The sequence below is a fragment of the Wolbachia endosymbiont of Aedes albopictus genome, assembly GCF_024804185.1.
Classification (GTDB): domain Bacteria; phylum Pseudomonadota; class Alphaproteobacteria; order Rickettsiales; family Anaplasmataceae; genus Wolbachia; species Wolbachia pipientis_B.
Genome location: NZ_CP101657.1, coordinates 261,435 through 277,657 on the forward strand (window position 1 = coordinate 261,435; position 16,223 = coordinate 277,657).

Sequence of the window (16,223 nt, forward strand, 5' to 3'; positions counted from 1 at the left end):
TATGAAAGTAAAATAGTGTGGTTGAAGAAAATGTTGTAATTTGAAAGCGTTTCACATAGCAAATGACGCTATGGAAAGTGGATGAGACCACTGAGTTAAACTGCTGTCATACCCACAATCACTGTACTCAGGTTCATTTGAGTTGTCAAGCAAAAAAATAAAATTTTATGGCAACTAGCCTTGTTTATGACTTAATTCATCCACCTTTTTGCGTAGCACATTCAGATTAGTTGCTCCTACAAACAGACTATCTCCAATTATTAAAAAAGGTGTACCACCTACTCCCAAATCTCTTACTAGGAGCTTACTGCCATTTATCATTTGCTCAATTTTGTCTGCGTTATTTTTCATGGAACTATTAAAATCGTCCTCATCAATCCCTATGCTTTTCACTATATCCAATATGCTTTCGTCTGAAAATCCTCCTTTGTGACTTAAAGCAGAATAGTGAAAGTCGAAATATTTTTCTTTATCAATAAAGTAAACAGCTAAAGCGCTTTTTGCTGCCCTTAAAGAGTCATTACCAAGTATTGGAGCATCCCTAAAGATATACTTAATTTTACCGTCGTTAATTAACTGTTTTATATCGTCTTTTATAGTCTTGCAATATCCACAAGAATAGTCAAAGAAACCTACAGCTATAACACTACTATTTTCATTTCCGGAGTAAGGATAAGTAAGGTCAAATATTTGATCCTTGTGTTGTGAAATTTTACTTTTGGTTACATTATCTCGAGCAGCGTAACTACTTTTAATCGACTCCTCTTTGAGAGTTTTTATGATCTTATCAAAATTTCTACTTATATAATTATCTAATTTCTCACCTATATAATTATCGCTTAGCATTTGGCTGCGATTTGAAAGCCAATTGTTTATTACTGGTAAACTTGCTACTGCCAGTATAAAGATCAATAAAAACGATATTCTAGACATACAATTTATTCAAAAACCTACAACATAAAACTTTAGTACACATTTATCTGTATATTAAAAGAAGCATCTAATATTAATATATGAAAACATTTGTATCAAGTGTATTTTATAACCAGTTTTGCCTCAAATGCAAACTTTAACAATAAAAACTAAGCGCAAAACTAATCAGAAAGTTTAAGATGCAAACAGCAAAAGCGCGCGGAGCATAGATTTAAGTTGTTTGTTTTATTCCGCTGTGTATAATTCAACAAACTCCGCGGAATAAACATATGAACGAGCCAATAATTGGTAGAGAAAAAGAAATAGCTATTCTACAAGACAAACTTCTTTCTCAATCAGCTGAATTTATTGCTGTTTATGGTCGGCGTCGTGTAAATGTTGTATTATCTGCATTTTATCAGCATAATATAGAAGTGATGTAATGCAGATATTATGCCGATGTCAAATTATACGATTACTTCTAAAATTGCTAATTGCCTTATGAGGATTGAAGCAGCAAAAGAAAAAGTGTTACATTTGCCACTCACTGTATCGATGCTCTCGTCCCTTCGTGAAACTGCACGACTTTATACCACACACTATTCTACTATGATTGAAGGAAATCGACTTGAGCCTAAACAGATTGAAGAAGTTTTAAGTGGTAAAAGCCACTTTCCAAAATATAGGAGAGATGAAAATGAGGTTAAAGGATATTATGCAGCTTTAACCCAAGTTGAACAATGGGCAGTGAGAACGATCCCTATTACTGAGAAAGCCATTCAAACGCTTCATGCCCTAGCAATGGCGAGTGGAAAATCTAAAGTGAAGCCAACCTCTTATCGTGATGGTCAAAACGTTATTCGTGATAGCCGTACACGTGCAATAATTTATATGCCACCTGAAGCAAAGGATGTACCAAAGCTCATGAGCAGTATGATTGATTGGATTCGTGACAGTGAGCAAGTGCCTTGCCCAATTATTGCAGGTATTGCGCATTATCAATTTGTAACAATTCACCCTTACTATGACGGTAATGGTCGTACTGCAAGATTGTTGACTACATTAATTTTACACCTTGGTGGATATGACCTAAAAGGACTTTATTCATTGGAAGAATATTATGCTAAGAATCTAGGAGCGTATTATGAAGCAATCAGTGTAGGGCCATCGCACAACTATTACATGGGACGAGCTGAAGCAGATATCACTAAGTGGGTGGAGTATTTCGTAGAAGGTATGGCAAATTCATTTGGGAACGTTTTACAACGTATAAATGAAGAAGAATACCACACTGATCAGACTAATCTTATACGTAAGCTTGATCCTAAACAACGCAAAGCTCTTGAGCTCTTCCAGGAGTTTTCCACTATTACAGCTAGTAAGATTGGCGAACTGTTTAATTTTAAGCCTCGTACTAGTGCGCAACTTTGTAAAAAGTGGGTGGAAATGGGGTTTATCGAGATTGTAGACTTTTCCAACAGAGGAAGAAAATACAAGCTTAGCAAGCAATATGAGGGTTTGATCTCAAATTAACTGAAAGCTCGCTAGACAGGAAAGCAGTGCATAGGTCAAAATTCAATAAAGTGCTTGAAAACTAAATGTAGACTTAAAGTTTTAAAAACTGGAATATGTACAACAACTTACGTGACTTCATTAAAGCCTTAGAGGAAAAAAAAGATCTAATTAGGATTAAGGAGGAAGTTTCAACAGTTCTTGAAATGACAGAAATTCACCGTAGGGTTTTGTCAAATAAAGGGCCAGCTATAATTTTTGAGAATGTTGTTAAAGAGAATGGTAAAAGCTCGATCCCTGTTTTGGTGAATTTATTCGGTACTATTGAAAGAATTGCGTTGGGACTGAACATAAACCCTGATGGACTGAGAGATCTTGGTAAACTTTTAGCATTTTTGCAATCTCCTGAACCACCGAAAAACTTTAAGGATGCTATAAAAATGTTTCCTCTGCTAAAAGTCGTGTTATCGATGCGAAGTAAAGTCGTGAACAAAGCTCCATGTCAAGAGGTAGTGCTAACCGGAGATGAAGTGGACCTAAGTCTACTGCCCATTCAAACATGCTGGCCAAATGAACCTGCACCACTTATCACCTGGCCGATTGTGGTAACAAAAGGCCCAACGGAAGACAAGCAAGATAATTTCAATCTTGGAATATATCGTATGCAGGTTATAGATAAAAAAACGACTCTAATGCGCTGGCTTGCACATCGTGGTGGTGCAGGTCACCACAAACGATGGAAAGAGAAGGAACAAAATATGAAATTTCCTGCTGCTGCTGTGATTGGTAGTGATCCTGCAACAATTATTGCTGCGGTAACTCCAGTGCCAGAAACATTGTCAGAATACCAATTTGCTGGGCTGCTACGCAAAAAACCGCTTGAGCTTGTAAATTGTAAGACTATTCCGCTTAAAGTGCCAGCTCATGCAGAGATTGTTCTGGAAGGCTATGTAAGTTTGGATAGATATCAAGATGAAGGGCCATACGGAGATCACACCGGCTACTATAATTCTGTTGAGCAATTTCCAGAATTTAATATTACTGCAATTACTATGCGCAAAAATCCAATTTATCTCAGCACTTTCACTGGCAAGCCACCTGATGAACCATCAATTCTTGGTGAAGCGCTCAACGAAATCTTTGTGCCCATTCTTATCAATCAATTTCCAGAGATAGTGGATTTTTATCTACCACCAGAAGGTTGTTCATATAGAATAGCGGTGATATCGATAAAAAAGTCTTATCCAGGGCAGGCAAAAAGAATTGTTATGGGCATACTTTCCTTTCTAAAGCAATTTTTATACACGAAGTTTATTATCGTTGTTGATGATGATATAAATGTACGTGATTGGAAGGAAGTGATGTGGGCAATATCAACGAGAATGGACCCTGTGCATGATACAATCATGATAGAAAATGCACCTATTGATTATTTAGACTTTGCTTCCCCTGAAAGTGGTCTGGGAGGTAAGATGGGATTTGATGCAACAAATAAAATCCCGCCTGAAACCAAACGAGAATGGGGAGAGAAAATTGAAATGAGCGAAGAAATAGTAAGAAAAATCACGGAGAAGTGGGAAGAATATGGATTGACAGGTAATTAAATTATGATGTAGTCTATCGCCGTATATCCGGGGGTGGGTTGTTGTGAGGCTTTTTCACTTTTTATTCTTGTTAATGTGTTTTTCTCTGTATTACTATGCGGGTTTTATATTTTCGCCCTGCCCAAAAGCTACGGTTTGCTTTTCACCTGGAGAAGATTGTGCTATACCGATAATCAGCGTAATAGATCAGTCTAAAAAATCTATCTTAGTTCAAGAATATACATTTACTCTTGGAACAGTTGCAAAATCTTTGATTAATGCTAAAGAACGCGGTGTTGATGTTAAAGTCATCTTAGATAAATCGCAACTCTACTCAAAGTATAGTGTTATAAATGAATTATTTTTAGGTGGAGTACCAATTTGGATCGATGATAAGCCAAAGATTGCTCATAATAAGATAATGATTGTTGACAATCAAAAAGTCATCACAGGGTCATTTAACCTTAGTAAGACAGCTAAAAAAGGAAATGCTGAAAATTTATTAATTATTACAGATTATCCTGAATTGATTCAGCAGTATGTGAAAAACTGGGAGACACGAATGTCACAATCTTATAAATACGCTCCCAACTAATCGAGAGCGCTTGCTCAAAATCGGTTTTAAAAACAGCAAGGGAGGGCTTTTTGATTGATTGGCATAATGATTATGATATAATGAACTAAAAGTTTAAGGAATAAAGTAATGGATTATATAAATGATGCTGCCGGTAGCTACACTGCCATTCATGATTTTTTTCAAAACAACGGTGTTGGAGATTACAAAGTTCAATGCAATTATGGTGGGGTGCCGTATGCTACTGATGAGTACGTGCATTCTGGCGATAAATTTTGGAGTAATAATTTCATAGACTCACATTTTGGCAGGGAAATAAAAATGTATCCTCAAAGTGAACTTTTAGCTAAAGAATATGCTGGAAATACGTTGCCAGTTTCAATATCACTAGATAAGGATTTAATAAAAATGAAGGAATGTCAGAAAAAAACGAAATTTGTGGAACTAGAAAGGGAGTCAGGTGATTTAGTGCATGATAAGCAAAAGTATGTAAAGTGTTACACAACAAAGCTATCATATGATGATGTACATATTTACAATAACGATAAAGTTTCGACATTTAGCATAAAATACGACGTGCCAAATGATCCGAAATACAGTTTAAATATAACATTTACAAAGGTTAATGATAATAAACCAGGATTTTGGCAAAAATTTAAAAACATGTTTTAACGTGACCATTCACTAGACTTCTTTCAAAATTGTTAGAGGGAGTGTAAGATCAAGTATTTGAAAGCATGAAATATAAGGAAATAGAAAAGCCTATTTTGCCTAAACTGAAGCATCTTTTCCAATTTTTTCTAGCATCAGCTCAGCAGCTTTTTGTTCAGCAATCTTTTTACTAGAAGCGCATGCAGAAACTTTACCATAATCTTCTATGCAAACTGATATAGTAAATTCAGGATTATGTGCTGGGCCAGTTTGTTTTACAAGCTCATACTCTGGTAAAGGCAATTTGTTTTTCTGAGTCCACTCTTGCAGTGAGGTTTTAGGATCTTGAGGGGGGTCGAGCATGCCTTTAGCTAGCTTTTCCCAATATTGGGTAATAAATTTTTCAACATTTTCAAGTCCGCCATCAATATAAATTGCACCTATTAGTGCTTCAAGCGAGTTTTCTAAATTTTTTAGATTACATCTACCTCCACTGCAGCGTTCACTATTATTCATGATAATAAAGCTGCCTAATTTTATTTCTTTAGCAACATTAGCAATGGTGTTGCCACAAACTAAATCCGTCTTTCTTTTTGCCAATGCTCCTTCTTTTTCTTCAGGAAATAGTTTAAACAGTATGGCAGATACGACCATATTCAAAACACTATCGCCCAAAAACTCTAGTCTTTCGTAGCTTACAATTTGGTTTTTACTATTCCTTTTATTTACGCTTGGGTGAGTTAGTGCCTCTTCTAATATTGCATAATTTGTAAATTTATAATCAATGATCTTAGATATTGCATCATTCAAACTCTTCATACCCATTATTTAAAAGAAAAGCACTTTCTACCACCTTTATACCAGAGAATTAGTTTTATTTTATTAAAATAATACCACCAACTTCCAAAATTAATGTATACAACCCACCACCTCACTAATGTTACTAAATCCATCTCTCCTTATTAGTTCCGCAAGTTCTAGATTAATTTTGTTTACAACTTGAGGTCCGTGGTATATGAGAGCAGTGTACAACTGCACCAAAGAGGCTCCTGCCTTTATTTTTTTATATGCATCAACACCACTTGAGATTCCTCCGCACCCTATCAATAATATTTTTCCCTTAGTAAATTTGTACATATCGCCCAATAACTCGGTTGAAAGTTTGAACAGTGGTTTGCCACTCAACCCGCCACTCTCATTCTGGTGGGAATGCAGATTATCTCTACTTACCGTGGTGTTGCTTACTGTTAATCCGTCAATCTTATATTCCAACGCAAGCTCAGCGATATTTTCTTTCGTTTGCTGATCTATATCTGGTGAGATTTTTAATATTATTGCGGAATTATCAATTGATTTCCGGGTTAGAGTTATGGATTTCAACAATTTTGATAATTCTTGCTTATTGTGCAGATTGCGTAAATTAGGCGTGTTTGGAGACGAGATGTTCAGCACTATATAATTGCTTTTTCCATATACCATCTTTATTAAATCAACATAATCACTAATTTGGTCTTTCGATGCACTATTTTTTCCTATATTTATGCCAAAAATGCAATCATCAAGCTTGGTTTCATCTATTTGTTTAAGAAAATAGTCTATTCCTTTATTGTTAAATCCCAATCTGTTAATTACCCCTTGATCTTTAATTAACCGAAAAATTCTTGGTTTTTTGTTTCCATATTGTGGATTACGAGTTACAGTACCAGTTTCAATAAACCCAAAACCAAATGAAAGCATAGGTCTTATAATTTCTGCATTTTTGTCAAAACCTGCAGCCAGGCCCACGGGGCTTCTGAGCTTATTACCAAAAAAATTCACACTCAAAGATTCTGGCAGCTCTATAGGATTCTTATAAGGTATTTTCTTTAATGCCATGATTGCCAAAGAGTGAGCAACTTCAGGCGGCAGTAAAAACAATAAATTACGTAATATCATTCTGTAAAACACTTTGCTTACTTTTAGTTTATTTTTTATCATGAAACGCTATAAGAGTATAACCATAACTTGAAAAGAAATTAGACTTCTTGCATAACCATATAACATTGGGAATAGACGAAAAAACTTACTTGACAAGCTTCGCCAGCCCCTTTATTATGACAATAAGGGTATTTATGACTCAAAACTTGTTTTTGACCTGCAGGCTCAATGACAAAATTCAGTAAAAAACTCAGAGTATTTATTGGCGGATTACATAAAATTATAGCGGCTGCATGTCTTTTTTATTTTTTCTACATTCAGCCAAATCGCGCTTATTTTAAGCGTTAGCACATTATTACAGCGCCACTTACAGTAATATAGAGTCAAAACTCGCTACTCGTGGCTTCTTTTGCCTTTTTTTTCGTTTGGTAAATTTCTTAATGTTTGTAACTAAACGACAACCGTCATCCCTGTAAAGGTCAAGTATCCCGCTGCGTGTTAGCGGATGAGATACCGCGAATGAATCGCGGTATGACGGTCTGCGGCGGTATGACGGTTAAGCAATTCGTCATCCCGCTGCGTGTTAGCGGGATCTCTTGTTAGCGGCTAAGAGATACCGCGAATGAATCGCGGTATGACGGTTCGTGGCGGTATGACGGTTCATGACGGTATGAAGGTTAAGCAATTCGTCATCCCGCAGCGGGATCTCTTGTTAGCGGATGAGATACCGTGAATAAATCACGGTATGACGGTCTGCGGCGGAACGACGGTTCGTGGCGGTATGACGGTTAAGCAATTCGTCATCCCGCAGCGGGATCTCTTGTTAGCGGCTAAGAGATACCGCAAATGAGTCGCGGTATGACGGTTCGTGGCGGTATGACGGTTCATGATGGTATGAAGGTTAAGCAATTCGTCATCCCGCAGTGGGATCTCTTGTTAGCGGCTAAGAGATACCGCGAATGAGTCGCGGTATGACGGTTCGTGGCGGTATGACGGTTCATGACGGTATGAAGGTTAAGCAATTCGTCATCCCGCAGCGGGATCTCTTGTTAGCGCCGCGGCGGTATGACGGTTAAGTGGGGTGTCATCCCAGTGCGTGACACTGGGATCCAGAAGACTTAATTTCAACCAAATAATAAAGGCTGGATCCCAGTGTCACGCACTGGGATGACATCATAGGGGCACTGGGATGACGAGAAAGGAGGACTGGAATGACATCATAGGGGCTACTCGGATGACACCATTTACAACCACTCTCCTACCCTTTCTAGCTGTTTATAGCTGTTAAATCTCAGGAATTTATCAAAATATGGAGAGGCAATAAAAGGTGTGGAATTACTTAAATAATTAGATAAAAAACCAGGCAGATCATTTTTTAATTCTTGCATTTTGTATCTATAATTTTGTATAGAAACAACTTTTATTTTATCATAATCAAGCTTCCAATAAGCAAGTTCTGAGACTTCTCTTTTTGTTATATGTTCTACCGCTAAGGCTTGTAAAATTAATTGCGGAAAAAATCCCGACATTACTTCTTCATTGGAAGGTGGTGTACCAAGCTTATAGTCTATAATTGCCACTTGCCCACTTGGTAGATACTCAACTCTATCACATCTTGCTGTCAGTAAAATTTCTTGTGGGATCAGATCTCTATTCGTCATCCAAGCAGTTTCATACTGATCACAAGAAATATAGATTCCAGCGTCACGCGCTGGAATGACACCAATATGGAATATCGGACAGGTAAAACTCTTTTCCAACTCAACATAATTGCTTCGAGTTTCATCAAGTTCGACAAAAGATTGAATTACCCTCTGTAGTCTTATCCACCACATATTTGAAAAATTAAATTGACTAGTTGAGAACATTTCTCGTGCAATGCTCATCAGCGACTTTTTGTTGCGTAAATATCTTGCAAGAATGTTGTGTACCATAGTGCCAAATTCCAACATCGATGGCTTAAAATTCAAGTCTCTTAATTTTTTAAGGCCCAGTATATATTCAATGTAAAATGAATAAGGGTTGCGGATTAGCTTTTCTATTGCACTGCAAGACATCACCTGCATTTTTTCTTTTCTAACTTCGGTTTGAGGTTTTGGCATAGGCTGAGTACATGGAACAGTACATTCAGGCGTATTTAATACCCTCAGCCAATCACGATACGGCTGTTTCCCTTCCTTAAACAGAATTTCCAAACGCTGCAATAGAATTGGTTTTCTATGGCTTAGCGATCTTGTAATATAAACCTTACTTGCACAAAACAAATTGTGTAAAGTATAAAAAAAATACCCCTGCTCTTCTTGCGCAGAAGGAAGGTTAAATTTTTCTCTCGTAAGTGCATTCAAAAGCGGCCCTTGAAAGCTTGGCGCTTCATTAAATCCAGCAAGTATTACAACTTTGTTGTGATATAAGCTGAATTTATTCAAGTCACTTGCTACAGAGAAAAACTCTTTCTCTAAAAATAAGGTCAGAATTTGGCTATATAACTCTAAGGAGCATTTAATTCCTACACCCTCACATGCATTTGAGAAATTACAGGTAAAATTACCTATTTCACTATTTAGCTCTGAAAAATTTATACCAGATAATATATTCATACACTGCAAATGAGTTGCTACCACATCGAAAATAGAGCAATTTATAGAACGAAGTAAAGGATTGAATATAACCTCTAACTTACTGATAATAAGTAATATATCTTCTTTATATTTTAGCTTTTTATGGGCATTGATAGCATTTATAATATCGCTCAGGCCATTTGTACTAAAGTTGCGTAATATCTCTATTTCAAATTCAGATAAAATCCGAGTGTACTCTTCTTGAGTGTAACCAAAAGTCACTAGCCTATGTTTAAGGAGCGAAAGTAATGACACACTGTTCCAATTTGAAGTCAAAACTTCGATACTATAAAGTAGGAGCGTTATATAAGGATAATTTTCCGGTATAGCACTGTGTTGCCTTGATAAACATGCTATACGAGCTGCAAGTAATTTATCAAAGACAACCAAAGAAACGTTTTCATAACCTTCATTCTCTATAATTAATGATGTCACTTGTGCTTCTTCCTCTCTGGAATCACAAGTGATGACTTCAATATTTCCAATTGATCTACCACCAACTTTGCTCAGGTTGGCAGTTGTATCAAAGACATAATCTAGCTCAGGACTTCCTGTCATCCCAGCCCTCTGATTTTTAGTGTACGAACATTGTAATTTGCAGGTAATTTGAGTAGTAGATGGTGTCATTCCAGTGCTTGACACTGGAATCCAGTTTCTATTGTACAGCCACCTGGTGCGCTCATTTAAAGTTAAGTTTTCTGGATCCCAGTGTCTGGGCACTGGAGAACACGCTTCTGGCAGAAAACTTACATCCTCTCTGCCTATACTTAAATAACCTAGCAGATCTTTCAGGCAATATTGATAATGTTTTTTATCAAGTGATTGCCAATCTTTCTCTTTAATTTTCAAATTCAGATTAGGCAAAATTATTTTTCCAAACGGCAGGTCATATATAGCCTTAATTAACGACTTATCCTTTCCAATTCCAACAAAGATTATATTTTGGTCTTTTTGTAAAGAGATTATCATATTGTTTATGTAATCACTCTTATGTTCTAATATATCTACTACTCCTAAATCTTTTAAAATTTTATTCCAACTCTCAATGAGTAAGCTTATGAAATTCTCTATTTTTTTTGAATGTTCATCGAATTGATAACAATTCATTGTTTGGGTAGATTGAAGCAATGATGGCAGGCTATAAGCTAAATCAATTGGGAAATTATCATTATTTTTTCTATTCCATTCCAATATGAATTGAATGAGTAGCAGCGTCCTCTTTGTTGGATTGATAACTTTAACTCTATCAAGATTTAATATTAAATCCTCCTCATCAACGTTCTCTAGCGAAACTATCTCTGGCAAAATTATGCATTTTTTAGCGTTATAATTCTTGAACGCACTCAGCAGCGCTATTACATCCCTTTTGCAGGGAAGTATGATCTTTATCTCGGGAATTTTTTCTCTTTCATATTCAGAAAATATGTGCTGAACCAGCACATCAAAAAGGGATTCATCCACATGAACAGTAAAAACTCTTCCCACTAACAGTAACAATTAATACAATACTTTTATTGTATAGAAATTATTTAAAATATAAATGTGCTCGCAGTTTCTTATGCTATGATATATTAAAGTCTTTCACAATGTTACATGGCAAACATCAGAATAGAAGTTTTAAATAAATGTGAACAAGTTGGCCGCAGAAGGGTAGTTGATGTTTACTTGATTTACATAAGCAAAGAATTACCATCAAAATTACATGAAGAAATTTGTGGGCTATTTTATAATAAAGTCATACAAGACTGCCGTTATTATTCCTACAATGAAAACCTTGAAGAAGTTCAATATAACTTCATAGAACCACAAGCAAAGTGGGGCTTGGAGATAAGCTTTTTACCTGGCATGACCGACAATGTAGGCAACACAGCAAAACAAATTATTACAGAATATTTAATAAGCAAAGGCTATATCGATCCATCTGTCATGCAAATTTCCCCCTCTGTCATTCCAGCGCGTGACGCTGGAATCTATAGATCCCAGTGTCGGGGCACTGGGATGACGGACGAAAGGGCTGGAATGACACCAATTGAGATCAAAGCAAGAAGTTCAAAATTGATTCTAAGTCAAGGGAATTTGCCAACTGAAGATGATATAAAACAAGAATTCAACCCTATCACTGAGTATTGCACACTTATCTGTAAGAACTATAGCTGGAAATATTATGGTAAATTGAATACAACACCTGGTGTCATTCCAGTGCCCCGACACTGGGATCCAGAAAATTTCAAGCAGTTGTATAATGAAAACTGGATTCCAGTGTCAAGCACTGGAATGACAAGAGAGGGCACTGGGATGACAGAAGAGAGCACTGGAATGACATCAGGTAGTAATGGGGCGAAATCTGTTGACCTCAATGTGAGTGACCAAGAGCTTGAAAAGATCAGCAGAGATGGAATCGATGGTAATGGCACTTTAGGGCTTTCTTCCGCAGCAATGAAAGCTATAAAGGATTACTTTAAAAAACTCGGTAGAAATCCATATGATATTGAACTTGAGTCTCTGGCACAGACTTGGTCTGAACATTGTAAACACAATATTTTTTGCTCCCCTATTGATGAAATAAAAGACGGTCTATATGCTCATTATATTAAGCGTGCAACACGTGAGATAAATTCTGACATATGCGTGTCAGTTTTCTCCGACAATGCCGGAGGAATAATTTTTAATGACGATTACTTAATCGTAGATAAAGTTGAAACTCACAATAGCCCTTCAGCTCTTGATCCATTTGGTGGAGCAATGACCGGAGTGCTTGGAGTTAATCGTGATATAGTGGGTTTCGGGAAAGTCGCAGAGCCTATAATGAATACCTATTACTTTTGCTTTGCCAAAGAAGCAAAAGGCAAATTTTATAGGGATAAAGAGCGCACTGATGAGATCTTACCGCCAAAATATATAATGAAAGAAGTGATTCACGGTGTTAATGTTGCTGGTAATTGCTCTGGTATTCCAACACAACTTGGATCGGTATATTTTGACGATAGATTTTGTGGGAAGCCGTTAGTCTTTGTTGGCAGCGTAGGAATTATTCCGCGCAGTATAAATAATGTACCTTCGCACATCAAAGGGCCTAAAAACGGCGATAAAATCGTAATTATTGGTGGAAGAGTTGGAAGGGACGGAATTCACGGTGCAACTTTTTCTTCAGAGGCATTGTCGGGAAACAGCCCTTCAACAATTGTGCAAATTGGTGACCCTATAACACAAAAAAAATTATCCAATGCCGTCGTAGAAGCAAGAGATCTTGGTCTTTATAATGCAATAACGGATAATGGAGCAGGCGGTCTATCATCGTCCATCGGTGAAATGGGGAAGGACGGATTCGAAGTTGATTTGAGCAAGGTTCTCCTTAAAAACGATGGTATGGCTCCGTGGGAAATATGGATATCAGAATCACAAGAGAGAATGACCTTAGCAGTGCCAGAAGAAAATCTTCCTATGTTTAAGCAAATCATGAAAAAACATGATGTGGAGGCTTGTGTGATTGGAGAGTTTAACGAAAGTGGTAAAGCTGTTGTTAAATGTCCTGAAGTGAAAGTAATAATGGACATCGAAACTGAATTTCTGCATGACGGTAATCCCAAAGTGCATTTACAGACGAAACCGTGGTCTAAGGAGTCTGCTGTATCCTTTCCTGTCATGCAAGTAGCTGACACTGGGATCCAGCAGGTAAAGCCTGCAAACATTTTACGCCAAAACTCATCTAATAGTGGAATTGAATGTGAAGTGGATTCCAGCTTGCATGACACCTTTGCACTAAAAGAAATGCTGAGCAGACCAAACATTTGCAGCAAAGAGTTCATAGTGGTGCAATATGACCATGAGGTTCAAGGATCGTCAATATTGAAACCACTGCAAGGCAAGGGAAGAGTGTGCAGCGAAGCTATCGTCTCAAGGCCAATTCTTTCTTCAAATAAAGGTGTTGTAAAATCGCAAGGATTTGGCTCAAGTTATGGAGAAATTGACACTTATCACATGGCAGCATGTGCGATTGACACTGCCATACGCAACTACGTAGCTGCAGGAGGAAATATAAATCATCTAGCGTTGCTCGATAATTTTTGCTGGTGTGATGCTTATAATCCAGAAAGGCTATGGCAGCTAAAGAGAGCTGCAGAGGCTTGTTACGACTTTGCAACTGCATTTAAAACACCATTCATATCCGGAAAAGACAGTATGTTCAATGACTTCAAGGGATATGATGAAAATGGCGAGAAAGTGATAATCTCTGCACCACCTTCATTACTCATCTCAGCAATTGGAATTATAGAAAATATTGAAAATGCGGTATCGCTTGATGTAAAAATGCCAGGGGACTTGATATATGTGCTTGGTACAACCCACGATGAGCTTGGCAGATCTGAATATCAGTTATATAGTGGAATAGATAATAACAACGTGCCAAAAGTTGATGCAAAGAGCGCTAGGAAGTTGTATGAGCGTTACAACCAGTCAATAAAAGATGGCATAATTGCCTCTGCAATTGCACCAAACTTGGGCGGATTAATTATTGCTCTGGCAAAATCGCTAATTGCAGGAGACCTTGGTGCTGAAATCGATCTTTCACTAGTGCCAATAGGAGAAACACAAAATACAGACAGAATAAACAAAATAATAATGTTTTCTGAATCGCAAAGTAGAATTTTGGTTACTATTGCACCACAAAATCAGCAGAGGTTTGAAGCGTTGTTTAAAGATGCGACTTATTCATGTATTGGCAAAGTAATAGAGAAAAAGGTGCTAAACATAAAGGATATTATTGAAGTGAAAGTAGAAAGTTTGGCTTATAGTTATAGTTTTTACATGTAAAAGGTTTGATTAGCATCAAAAATTAAAGAATTTCTGAATCAGTTATAATCAAACCTTCTACGATATGGTCAATAAACTTAGGCTATTATATCAAGCGTATGCTTATATTAAATCCATCGAGATATCAATAAATTCCTTCAAAGAGGATCCACCATAATTATGCGAAAAAACTTGAGTAGGTTCGCTTGTTTGAGCAAACTCTAATTCAGCATTTACAGTTCTACTCTGTTCGTTATACTCAGGTTCTCGTACTAAATTTAAGTGTCTAATATCTATATAATCGATATACCCAGATCCATTAAAATCCTTAGCAATACGCAAATTATATAGCCCAGTAGGCTCTTCCTGCATTCCCTGTACTTCTGGACTAATGCCTACATAGTAATTTCTTTCATGAGAATCAGGATCTAAATTTTTCTTTGAAGTTATCCTATAGTGTTTATAACCTTGATGTTCATGAACTTCGTAATCGGTTACTTTTTTTAACTGTATCTTATAGTTCATAGATTCCTCTTTGTACTTTGAATAAAATAATATTCAACATGAATATAATAAAAATTTTCTTAAGCATTAAGAACATTACAAAAGTAGATAAAAGATTGAGAAAATAGTTATCGTAGCATGCTAATATAAAATATTTTTCTTATTATGCTAAATAACTCTTTCACTACGTGCAATATTTACTTAAAATAAATATATATTATTAAATTTGATTATGTCTATTTTATCGATACTCCTGTTTATCAGTCTTTCTTTACTCAACACTTCAAATAAATTAATGATATGTGCTGCCCTATTTGTGGGAGCTGCTTTAGTTATAAATTCAATGGTTGAATTTTATGGCAAAAGCAAAGCTACGTACAGCTTAATAGTGTGTACAGCGCTATGTTATGTTTTTAAATGGCAAATTTTTAATTTGATGATATTGATTTCATATACTGCAATTTTAGTCTCTCTTCTCTCAAGCATAATTATTTTTGAAAAATTGAAGTCCAAGTTGAATTTTTATACGGCAAATTTCATTACTTTAATTATAGCATCAGTGGTTGATAGTGCTGTTGTATGTGTTGGATTACTATACAAATTTTCTGTAGGTAAATGCTTATCAATATATATTAGAGATTTAATTTTTAAGTTTTCTTATGCGTCAGTATTGAGCATCTGCTTGTTTGTAGGAATGTATTTATTTTGCTTGGCGAACAAGAAGTATTTTAAGATTTCCACATAACCTGTTTTCTGATATAGCTAAACTGACTTTGGGTCTTGGGGATGTATTTGGTGCGTAACAACAGTTTAGAATTTATAGGTAGCCTAAACCCACAACTGTACAAACATTATGATTTGAGCCTATCAGGGAGGTGTCATTCCAGTCTGGAATCCAGAAAAAAGAATGGTGTCATCCCAGTGCTTGACACATAGCTGTACGAACATTCATTTTTGAAGACAGCAAATGGTGTCATTTCAGTCTGGAATCCAGAAATTTTACTTATAACTGAGCTGATGAGCTAAAGGTAGTTGTCTTACGCTAAAACAAACGTTTTTAATTAAGTTGTATAGAACCAGTGTCTGGGCACTGGTGGCCCAAACTACAACGTTCGTACAGTTGTGTGTTTGACACTGGGATGACATCATGGGGGACACTGG

The 16,223-nt window shown here is 36.5% G+C and carries 13 protein-coding genes; 8 read left to right on the top strand and 5 right to left on the bottom strand.

All coding sequences use genetic code 11. The features are described 5' to 3' along the window. Positions 1-174: 174 nt before the first annotated feature. Positions 175-933, bottom strand: coding sequence for a DsbA family protein (locus NHG98_RS01310; protein ID WP_096617589.1), 759 nt, complete (start codon positions 931-933; stop codon positions 175-177). A gap of 269 nt (positions 934-1,202) precedes the next feature. On the opposite strand from NHG98_RS01310, the gene NHG98_RS01315 reads away from it, so the two are divergent. From NHG98_RS01315 to NHG98_RS01335, 5 genes are all read left to right on the top strand, one after another. Beyond that, positions 1,203-1,355: a hypothetical protein gene (locus tag NHG98_RS01315; RefSeq protein WP_010081826.1), complete on the top strand. Its 153-nt coding sequence runs from the start codon at positions 1,203-1,205 to the stop codon at positions 1,353-1,355. A gap of 10 nt (positions 1,356-1,365) precedes the next feature. Continuing rightward, on the top strand, positions 1,366-2,445 hold the full coding sequence (locus NHG98_RS01320; RefSeq protein ID WP_096617591.1) for a Fic family protein: 1,080 nt from the start codon (positions 1,366-1,368) through the stop codon (positions 2,443-2,445). A gap of 95 nt (positions 2,446-2,540) precedes the next feature. Continuing rightward, complete coding sequence (locus NHG98_RS01325) at positions 2,541-4,028, top strand: UbiD family decarboxylase (protein ID WP_096617593.1); 1,488 nt, start codon at positions 2,541-2,543, stop codon at positions 4,026-4,028. Between the two features lie 43 nt (positions 4,029-4,071). After that, positions 4,072-4,602, top strand: coding sequence for a phospholipase D family nuclease (locus NHG98_RS01330; RefSeq protein WP_096617595.1), 531 nt, complete (start codon positions 4,072-4,074; stop codon positions 4,600-4,602). Positions 4,603-4,710: 108 nt separating this feature from the next. Next, positions 4,711-5,253, top strand: coding sequence for a hypothetical protein (locus NHG98_RS01335; RefSeq protein WP_006279913.1), 543 nt, complete (start codon positions 4,711-4,713; stop codon positions 5,251-5,253). Between the two features lie 99 nt (positions 5,254-5,352). Here NHG98_RS01335 and rnc read toward each other — a convergent pair whose 3' ends face one another. From rnc to NHG98_RS01350, 3 genes are all read right to left on the bottom strand, one after another. Next, positions 5,353-6,051: a ribonuclease III gene (gene rnc, locus NHG98_RS01340; protein ID WP_096617597.1), complete on the bottom strand. Its 699-nt coding sequence runs from the start codon at positions 6,049-6,051 to the stop codon at positions 5,353-5,355. Positions 6,052-6,141: 90 nt separating this feature from the next. Then, entirely contained in the window at positions 6,142-7,209 is a 1,068-nt protein-coding gene (locus NHG98_RS01345) for a quinone-dependent dihydroorotate dehydrogenase (protein ID WP_096617599.1), read from the bottom strand. Positions 7,210-8,393: 1,184 nt separating this feature from the next. Then, the gene (locus NHG98_RS01350; protein WP_259245567.1) at positions 8,394-11,252 is read right to left on the bottom strand and encodes a WPE palindromic element domain-containing protein; all 2,859 of its coding nucleotides are present in this window, start codon (positions 11,250-11,252) and stop codon (positions 8,394-8,396) included. Between the two features lie 108 nt (positions 11,253-11,360). Between NHG98_RS01350 and NHG98_RS01355 the strand changes: the two genes are divergently transcribed. Then, complete coding sequence (locus NHG98_RS01355; RefSeq protein WP_096616470.1) at positions 11,361-14,579, top strand: AIR synthase-related protein; 3,219 nt, start codon at positions 11,361-11,363, stop codon at positions 14,577-14,579. Positions 14,580-14,681: 102 nt separating this feature from the next. Here the strand turns inward: NHG98_RS01355 and NHG98_RS01360 are convergent, their stop codons facing one another. After that, positions 14,682-15,083 carry a hypothetical protein gene (locus NHG98_RS01360; protein ID WP_096616473.1) on the bottom strand — a complete coding sequence of 134 codons (402 nt, stop codon included), beginning with the start codon at positions 15,081-15,083 and terminating at the stop codon, positions 14,682-14,684. 211 nt (positions 15,084-15,294) lie between these two features. On the opposite strand from NHG98_RS01360, the gene NHG98_RS01365 reads away from it, so the two are divergent. Continuing rightward, on the top strand, positions 15,295-15,807 hold the full coding sequence (locus tag NHG98_RS01365) for a hypothetical protein (RefSeq protein ID WP_096616475.1): 513 nt from the start codon (positions 15,295-15,297) through the stop codon (positions 15,805-15,807). Positions 15,808-15,857: 50 nt separating this feature from the next. Continuing rightward, positions 15,858-15,998 carry a hypothetical protein gene (locus NHG98_RS01370; protein WP_259245470.1) on the top strand — a complete coding sequence of 47 codons (141 nt, stop codon included), beginning with the start codon at positions 15,858-15,860 and terminating at the stop codon, positions 15,996-15,998. Positions 15,999-16,223: the final 225 nt, after the last annotated feature.

Excerpts from the sequence above, each read along its gene's own strand:
- NHG98_RS01310 (WP_096617589.1), bottom strand. The coding sequence starts at position 933 with ATGTCTAGAATATCGTTTTTATTGATCTTTATACTGGCAGTAGCAAGT.
- NHG98_RS01315 (WP_010081826.1), top strand. The coding sequence starts at position 1,203 with ATGAACGAGCCAATAATTGGTAGAGAAAAAGAAATAGCTATTCTACAA.
- NHG98_RS01320 (WP_096617591.1), top strand. The coding sequence starts at position 1,366 with ATGCCGATGTCAAATTATACGATTACTTCTAAAATTGCTAATTGCCTT.
- NHG98_RS01325 (WP_096617593.1), top strand. The coding sequence starts at position 2,541 with ATGTACAACAACTTACGTGACTTCATTAAAGCCTTAGAGGAAAAAAAA.
- NHG98_RS01335 (WP_006279913.1), top strand. The coding sequence starts at position 4,711 with ATGGATTATATAAATGATGCTGCCGGTAGCTACACTGCCATTCATGAT.
- rnc (WP_096617597.1), bottom strand. The coding sequence starts at position 6,051 with ATGAAGAGTTTGAATGATGCAATATCTAAGATCATTGATTATAAATTT.
- NHG98_RS01345 (WP_096617599.1), bottom strand. The coding sequence starts at position 7,209 with ATGATAAAAAATAAACTAAAAGTAAGCAAAGTGTTTTACAGAATGATA.
- NHG98_RS01355 (WP_096616470.1), top strand. The coding sequence starts at position 11,361 with ATGGCAAACATCAGAATAGAAGTTTTAAATAAATGTGAACAAGTTGGC.
- NHG98_RS01360 (WP_096616473.1), bottom strand. The coding sequence starts at position 15,083 with ATGAACTATAAGATACAGTTAAAAAAAGTAACCGATTACGAAGTTCAT.
- NHG98_RS01365 (WP_096616475.1), top strand. The coding sequence starts at position 15,295 with ATGTCTATTTTATCGATACTCCTGTTTATCAGTCTTTCTTTACTCAAC.